Below are 8,349 nucleotides of genomic sequence, written 5' to 3'. Positions count from 1 at the left end.
CCGTGGCGGCCCGCGCTGCATGAGCATGCCCTTCTGGCGCGAGGACCTCTAAGTCTTTCCGTTTCCGGTGCGGTCTCCCTACAACCGCACCGGTTTCGCCCGTCAAACGGGCACCACTAGTATTTGCGTAATTCATTTCTTCGAAAGGATTCGAACCATGGGTGTTAACCTCTCCGGCCGTAGCTTCCTCAAGCTCCTCGACCTCACCACCGAGGAGATCGAGTACCTGCTCAAGCTCTCCAAGAACTTCAAGGACATGAAGCGCGCTGGCGTTCCGCACCGCTATCTCGAGGGCAAGAACATCGTCCTGCTCTTCCAGAAGACTTCCACCCGTACCCGCTGCGCCTTCGAGGTCGGCGGCATGGACCTGGGCATGGGCGTCACCTACCTCGATCCGGGTTCGTCGCAGATGGGCAAGAAGGAGTCCATCGAGGACACCGCCCGCGTTCTCGGCCGCATGTATGACGGCATCGAGTTCCGTGGCTTTGCCCAGGACGACGTCGAGGAGCTTGCCGCTAAGTCCGGCGTGCCCGTCTGGAACGGTCTGACCACCGAGTGGCACCCCACTCAGATGCTCGCCGACATCCTGACCGTCCAGGAGAACTTCAACTACGACATCAAGGGCAAGACCCTCGTCTTCATGGGCGACTGCAAGAACAACGTCGCTCGCTCCCTCATGGTCGTCTGCTCCAAGCTCGGCATGAACTTCGTGGCCTGCGGCCCCGAGGAGTGCATGCCCGCTGACGACGTCATCGAGGCCTGCAAGCCCATCGCTGAGGCCAACGGCTGCACCATCAAGCTGACCACCGACGTCAAGGACGGCGTCACCGGTGCCGACGTTATCTACACCGACGTGTGGGTCTCCATGGGCGAGCCTGACGAGGTCTGGGCCGAGCGCATCGCTCAGCTCACCCCGTATCGTGTCACCTCCGAGGTCATGGCTATGGCCAACCCGGGTGCCATCTTCCTGCACTGCCTGCCCAGCTTCCACGACACCAACACCACCATTGGCGCCGAGAAGTGCGAGCAGTTCGGCATCACCGAGCAGGAGGTCACCGACGAGGTCTTCGAGAGCCCCGCTTCCAAGGTCTTCGACGAGGCCGAGAACCGCATGCACACCATCAAGGCTGTCATGTACGCCACGCTCAAGTAAGAGCATCTAGCATCTCGCTCGGGGTGCATTCCTGCGCACCCCGAGCGCTTTTGTCTGGTAAAAATCTCGCACCGAGCGACATGCACGGCACGGAAGAGCCGCTTCGGGCGAGATCAGTAAATGATTTATGAAGGGGGGATGAGAACTATGACTGAGACCGCTAAGAAAAAGCGCGGTATGCCTTCATCGTTCACCATTCTTCTTGCTCTGCTGGCAATCGTCGCGGTTGTTACCGTTATCGTCTCCGGTACGTCCGGTGGCGCGGTTACCGCTGCCCGCCTGAGCGATTTCTGCACCGCCCCGGTCAAGGGCTTCGCTGACGCTCTGCCCGTCTGCCTCTTCGTTATGATCCTCGGTGGCTTCCTCGGCATGATGACCGAGACCGGCGCCCTGGACAACGGCATTGCCGTTCTGGTGCAGAAGCTTAAGGGCAATGAGATCATGCTCATTCCCGTGCTAATGTTCATCTTCTCCCTCGGTGGTACCACCTATGGTATGTGCGAGGAGACCGTTCCCTTCTACGCCCTGCTCGCCGCCACCATGATGGCTGCTGGCTTCGACCCTATGGTCGGCGCTGCCACCGTCCTGCTCGGCGCTGGCTGCGGCTGCCTCGGCTCCACGGTTAACCCGTTCGCCGTCGGTGCTGCCGTCGACGCTCTGACCGGCGTTGGCATTGAGGTCAACCAGTCCATCATCATCGGCCTCGGTGCCGTCCTGTGGATTGTTACCACTGTTATGTCCATCCTCTTCGTCATGAGCTATGCCAAGAAGGTCAAGGCTGACAAGGGTTCCACCATCCTTTCGATGCAGGAGCTCAAGGACGCCGAAGAGGCTCACGGCAAGGCTGCTTCCGAGGTTCACAAAGAGGTCAAGCTCACCGGTCGTCAGAAGGGTGTTCTGATCGCCTTTGCCTTCACCTTCGTCGTCATGATCGTCGGCTTCATCCCGCTGGCCGACCTCAACGAGGGCGTCGCCAACTTCTTCGATGCTGGCGCTGTCTATGACGCCGACGGTAACGCCATCGTTCAGGGCTGGTCTGCCCTGATCACCGGCCTGCCCATTGGCCAGTGGTACTTCGACGAGGCTTCCACCTGGTTCTTCCTCATGGCTGTCCTGATCGGTATCATCGGTGGCCTCTCCGAGAAGCAGATCGTCAACACCTTCATCACCGGCGCTGCCGACATGATGTCCGTTGTCCTCGTCATCGCCCTCGCCCGTGGTATCTCCGTCCTCATGGCTAGCACCGGCCTCGACGTCTACGTCCTCGACGCTGCCGCCAATGCTCTGGCTGGCCTGTCCGGCGTGATCTTCGCTCCCATGAGCTTCCTGGTCTACTTCGGCCTGTCCTTCCTGATCCCCTCGACCTCCGGTATGGCTACTGTCTCCATGCCCATCATGGGACCGCTGGCTGTTAAGCTCGGCTTCTCGCCCGAGGTCATGGTCATGATCTTCTCCGCCGCCATCGGCGTCGTGAATCTGTTCACCCCGACCTCTGGTGCCATCATGGGCGGTCTCGCTCTGGCTAAGATCGAGTGGACGACCTGGCTCAAGTTTGCTCTTAAGCTCATCGTCGCTCTCTCCGTCGTCTGCGCCATCATCCTGACCATCGCTTGCGTGATGATCTAAGTACCCCCTGGGTACCCCACGGAAACCATGACGATCCTATAACGGATCACCTGGTCATCGTCTGTCCGGTGGGGTAACCCCACCGGTAGACTCCTACCTTTGGCCCCCTCCCGTTCCGTGCGCGGGAGGGGGCGCTCTTGTGTTCCGGCGTTTTACCAAACGCCGGAACCACTCGACGCTGCAAGCCCGCCAGAGCGGCAATCTGACGTTCAATCGTCGGGCATGGCCAAAAGGCCTATGCCCTCCTCTTTCACGTCACCTTGCTCGCTCTGGTGGGCTTTCGCTGACTTATGCTCAACCTGCGGCGCTGCCATTGTTGGCGCAGGGGGCGGCTTGCTCGCTCTGGTGTCTGTTCGCTGTTCGTTCTCTGCCCGCGACGTTTCTGCTGTTGGTGCAAAGGGGTCAGGTTACTTTGCGCCAAAAGGGGAAGTTGCGGTGGAATAGTTCCCGTTTGGCCGTCTTGAGGGGTTAAACAGGAGCTATTTCACCGCAACTTATCGATGGCGTGTTTGGTTGGTGCCTGTTGATGGCCTGGGCATCGGGGAGGGCAGGCTCCGTTATAATCGCGTAGGAACTTAATTTACGAAACGGGACGGGAGCCATATATGCGCCAGGGTTTCGACAACGCGAAGTATATCGAGCTGCAGGCTGCTCACATTAAGGAGCGCATCTCGCAGTTTGGCGGCAAGCTGTATTTGGAGTTTGGCGGCAAGCTGTTCGATGACTATCATGCCAGCCGCGTGCTACCGGGTTTTGAGCCGGACAGCAAGTTCCGCATGCTCAAAAGCATCGCCGACGATGTCGAGGTTATCATCGCGATCAACGCGAACCACATCGAGAAAAACAAGGCTCGTGGTGACCTTGGCATTACCTATGACGAGGATGTGCTGCGCCTGGTTGACCTGTTCCGCGGCAACGGCTTTGCTGTCGCGGCCGTGGTCATCACCCAGTACGCTGGACAGCCCGCTGCCGATGTGTTCCGCAACCGCCTGAACGCGCTCGGTATTCCCGCCAAGCTGCACTATCCCATCGAGGGGTATCCGCACGATGTCGATCTGATCGTGTCCGACGACGGCTATGGCAAGAACGAGTTTGTCGAGACCACCCGACCGCTCGTTGTCGTGACGGCGCCCGGCCCTGGCTCGGGCAAGCTCGCCACTTGCCTGTCTCAGCTCTATCACGAGCACAAGCATGGCACGGCCGCCGGCTATGCCAAATTCGAGACCTTCCCGGTTTGGAATCTGCCCCTTACGCATCCGGTCAATATTGCCTACGAGGCCGCCACGGCAGACCTCGATGACGCCAACATCATCGACTCCTTCCACCTGGAGGCCTACAACAAGACCACGGTCAACTACAACCGCGACGTCGAGGCCTTCCCGGTAGTCCGTGCCCTGATGGAAAAGATCCTGGGCAAGAGCCCCTACCAGAGCCCTACGGACATGGGCGTCAATATGGTCGGTTTTGCCATCACCGATGACGATGCCTGCCGCGACGCTTCCAAGATGGAGATCGTCCGCCGCTACTTTACCGCGGTCGAAAATGTGCGCCGTACCGGCGTGGGCGATGAGCAAGTCGACCGTCTCAAGATTATTATGAAGAAAGCCGGCATCGATAAGAACTACTCACCGGCACGCTCGGCGGCCCTCACCAGGGAACAGCTGACGGGTGGTCCCGTGGGTGCCATGGTCATGCCCGATGGCTCCGTGGTGACCGGTAAGACCTCCACGCGCCTGGGCGCCGCAAGTTCGCTCATTATGAACGCCCTCAAGCATGTCTCGGGCGTCGACCTTGAGCTCGAGGTCATTAGCGATGAGGCGATCGAGCCCATCAGCAAGCTCAAGACGCATTTCCTGGGTAGCAAAAACCCGCGCCTCCACACCGACGAGACGCTTATGGCGCTGTCGATCACCTCGGCCACGAGTGAGACGGCCGCTCGCGTCCTTTCGGGCCTGGAGCAGTTGCGCGGTTGCGATGCCTTCTTTAGCGTGATCATCTCGCCGACGGACGAGACGGTACTGCGCAAACTGGGTATCAACGTGTGCTGCGAGCCCAAGTTTGAGCGCCGCGGTTTCTTCCATCGCTAAGTTTGAAGCACCGCGGTAATTGCATTGCAGTTTGGCCGTATCGGGTTAGCGCCCGGTACGGCTTTTTGATCAATAAAGTGCCTATTTCGGCGAAAAATAGCCGTTTACCTGCCTAGAAACAATTTGAGCGGTATACAATAACCGTAACTGTTTCATCCTTAGCGGGATGCCGCATGATGGATATTACCTGCCATCGTGAGGTGTGTCGGTCGCGCACGGCGCGTTAGATGCTCGTGCTCGGTTTGAGGAGGCTGCTATGGCGGGCAAGGGTCGTGCGAGTGTCAACGATATGAAGCGTGTCGAGGTGCTGGTGTTGATGGAGATCGACCAGCAAACCGAAGACAATGGCGGGCCGTATGGTTTCTCGCGCAAAACGCTTGCCGAGCGCGTGGGGGTTTCGCCGTATCGTGCCCGCGCCGCAATCGATCGCTTGGATTCCGAAGGCATGATTGATGTCGTCTCGCGTTATAGCGACGACGGCGGTCAGCTTGCAAATGGCATTTGCCTCACCGAACGTGGCGAGTGGTATCTTGAGGGCGTCCGTACCGGCATGCTCGTTCAAGAAATGCTTGAGGACGAGGTTGCTGATCGATAGCAGCATGTAACCCTTGCCATAGCGACGCCGCCTGGGAAACCGGGCGGCGTTTTGTTTCAAGATCGAGAAATGCAATCGCACGCGAGAAAAATTGCGGACGGTCCGCGGCGCGAGTATTACAATGAAGACCCGTAAGATGTGGATAAACAACTTCTACGGGAAGCGCAGGTAACTCAATATGACCAAGCATGTGTTCGTAACCGGTGGCGTGGTTTCGTCCCTGGGCAAGGGTATCACCGCGGCCTCGCTGGGCCGTCTGCTCAAGTCGCGTGGCTACAAAGTAACGATGCAGAAGGCCGACCCGTATCTGAACGTCGACCCCGGTACCATGAGCCCGTTCCAGCATGGTGAGGTCTTTGTAACCGAGGATGGTTACGAGTCCGACCTGGACCTGGGTCATTACGAGCGCTTTATTGATGAGAACCTGACCCGCGATTCCAACTTTACGACCGGTGCCATCTACAAAAGCCTCATCGCCCGCGAGCGTCGCGGCGACTTTTTGGGCGGTACCGTGCAGGTGATTCCTCACGTCACCAATGCCATTAAGGATAAGTTCCGCCGCATCGAGGAGCAGACCGGCTCCGATGTAGTCATCACCGAGCTGGGCGGCACGATCGGCGACATCGAGTCCCAACCGTTTGTCGAGGCCATTCGTCAGTACCGCAAGGAGGCCGGCCCCGAGAACGTCTGCTACATCCACGTGTCGCTCGTTCCCTATATCGCCGCCGCCCACGAGGTCAAGACCAAGCCCACGCAGCATTCCGTCAAGGAGCTCCGCAGCTTTGGCATCCAGCCCGATATTATCGTGTTGCGCTCCGACCACCATATCGATGACGCTATCCGCGGGAAGATCGCAAGCTTCTGCGACGTCGACACCGATTGCGTCTTTACCAACGAGGACTGCGCGAGCATTTACGATGTTCCGCAGCTGCTTGCCGAGCAGGACTTTGACCTGCGCATTTGCGAGCGCCTGGGTCTGGACCCGCGTGAGCGCGACATGAGCGAGTGGAATGAGTTCCTGCGCAAACAGAATCACGCCAACCATCACGCCGACAAGGTGAAGATCGCCGTCGTGGGCAAGTACACGCAGCTGCCCGATGCGTACCTGTCGGTTATCGAGGCCCTGCACCATGCGGGCGTCTTCTACGATCGCCATGTGGACGTCCAACTGGTCGACGGCGAGAGCCTCGACGAGCAGAATGTCTCCGAGGTTCTGGGCGACGCCTCGGGCATCCTGGTCCCCGGCGGCTTTGGCAAGCGCGCCCTGGAGGGCAAGATCCTCGCGGCCGAGTTTGCCCGTGAGCACAAGATTCCGTATCTGGGCATTTGCCTGGGTATGCAGGTGGCCGTGTGCGAGTTCGCCCGCAACGTCGTCGGCCTTGCCGGCGCCAGCTCCTCCGAGTTCGATCCGGACGGCCCATTTAGCGTCATCGATCTGATGAGCTCGCAGGAGGACGTGACCGAGAAGGGCGGCACCATGCGCCTGGGCGCCTATCCGTGCAAGCTCGCCGCCGATACCCTTGCTCGCGAGGCATATGGCGAGGAGCTCGTCTACGAGCGTCACCGTCACCGCTTTGAGTTCAACAACGCCTTCCGCGACCAGCTTGAGGACGCCGGTTTGGTTATCTCGGGTCTGTCGCCCGACGAGCGCCTGGTCGAGATGGTCGAGCTGCCGCGCGACGTGCATCCTTGGTATGTGGCAACCCAGGCTCACCCCGAGTTCAAGAGCCGTCCGACCAACCCGCAGCCGCTGTTCCGAGAGTTCGTGCGTGCCTCGATCGGTCAGCACGAGGGCGTCGATCGCCTGCAGGTGACGCCCATGAACCTCGCTACGGACTAAGGGTGCCGGCGAACAAAGAACATACCGAAGCTACTCCCTCGTCGCTCGCCGTAGCGGCGGGGGAGTATCTCGATTACCTCGCGGTCGAGCGGGGTTTGGCGCGCAACACGATTGCGGCCTATCGTCGTGACCTGACGACGTACTGCGCGTATCTGGAGCGGGCGGGCATCATGTCTTTTGATGAGGTGACTCGTCAGGTCGTGGAGGGCTTTGTCGCCGACCGTCGCGATGGGGGCTATTCCGATGCCTCGGTGGAGCGTGCGCTTGCGGCCGTGAAGGGCCTGCATGCCTTTTTGGTGCGCGATGGGATTGTGGCCCAAAATCCAACGGCGGCGTTGCGCCTGCCTAAAAAGGCTGAGCGTTTGCCGGAGTATCTATCGGTGGAGGATGTCTCGGCGCTGCTCGATCAAGACTTCCCCGAGGGCGAGATGGGCTTGCGCGACCATGCCATCTTGGAAGTGCTCTACGGATGCGGCTTGCGTGTGAGTGAGTTGGTGGGGCTCGATGTTGGCGATATCCATATCGACGATGGCTTTGTGCTCGTTCGCGGTAAGGGCTCAAAGGAACGCCTGTCCCCGTTGGTGGGAAGCGCGGCGCGAGCTCTGACGCGCTATATAACTAAGGGGCGTTCTCGCTTGGCGGCCCATGCCCACGGAACCGAGACCTCAGCGGTCTTTTTAAATAAGAACGGCCGCCGTCTGTCGCGCCAGGGCATCCATGCCATCTGTGAGCGCTACGGGCGCCAGGTGGGGCTGGTGGGACTCCATCCCCATACGCTGCGTCACTCCTTTGCCACCCATATGCTTGCGGGCGGTGCAGACCTCCGTGTGCTACAGGAGATCTTGGGACATGCCGATATATCGACCACGCAGGTCTACACGCATGTCGATCGTACGCAACTGACCGAGGTCTATCTGGCGGCGCACCCGCTGGCACATCGTTAACACATCGCTGGCCTGCATATCTATAGGTATTTGGGGACGGGCCCCAGATTGCCGCGACGTGCTTTTGCGCGCGCATGGGCAATCTGGGGCCCGTCCCATTTTTG

The 8,349-nt window shown here is 59.7% G+C and carries 6 protein-coding genes; all 6 read left to right on the top strand.

Annotation, left to right across the window (positions count from 1 at the left end; genetic code table 11):
- Positions 1-157 precede the first annotated feature (157 nt).
- The 6 genes from argF (at position 158) to xerD (ending at position 8,245) form a co-directional block, all read left to right on the top strand.
- Positions 158-1,153, top strand: coding sequence for an ornithine carbamoyltransferase (gene argF / locus DWW51_RS04295; protein WP_006234279.1), 996 nt, complete (start codon positions 158-160; stop codon positions 1,151-1,153).
- 138 nt (positions 1,154-1,291) lie between these two features.
- Complete coding sequence (locus DWW51_RS04290; RefSeq protein ID WP_369832560.1) at positions 1,292-2,779, top strand: YfcC family protein; 1,488 nt, start codon at positions 1,292-1,294, stop codon at positions 2,777-2,779.
- A 605-nt stretch (positions 2,780-3,384) separates the two neighbouring features.
- Positions 3,385-4,866 (top strand): DUF1846 domain-containing protein, encoded by a 1,482-nt coding sequence (locus DWW51_RS04285; protein ID WP_006234276.1) that lies wholly within the window; start codon positions 3,385-3,387, stop codon positions 4,864-4,866.
- Positions 4,867-5,122: 256 nt separating this feature from the next.
- Complete coding sequence (locus tag DWW51_RS04280; protein WP_040358312.1) at positions 5,123-5,461, top strand: hypothetical protein; 339 nt, start codon at positions 5,123-5,125, stop codon at positions 5,459-5,461.
- Positions 5,462-5,639: 178 nt separating this feature from the next.
- Positions 5,640-7,301 carry a CTP synthase gene (locus DWW51_RS04275; RefSeq protein WP_055286060.1) on the top strand — a complete coding sequence of 554 codons (1,662 nt, stop codon included), beginning with the start codon at positions 5,640-5,642 and terminating at the stop codon, positions 7,299-7,301.
- Between the two features lie 2 nt (positions 7,302-7,303).
- Positions 7,304-8,245, top strand: a complete 942-nt coding sequence (xerD, locus tag DWW51_RS04270; protein ID WP_117584232.1) for a site-specific tyrosine recombinase XerD — start codon at positions 7,304-7,306, stop codon at positions 8,243-8,245.
- Positions 8,246-8,349 lie beyond the last annotated feature (104 nt).

The sequence above is a fragment of the Collinsella sp. AF15-51 genome (assembly GCF_003462845.1).
Taxonomy (GTDB): domain Bacteria; phylum Actinomycetota; class Coriobacteriia; order Coriobacteriales; family Coriobacteriaceae; genus Collinsella.
This window is presented reverse-complemented; position numbering and strand designations above follow the sequence as displayed.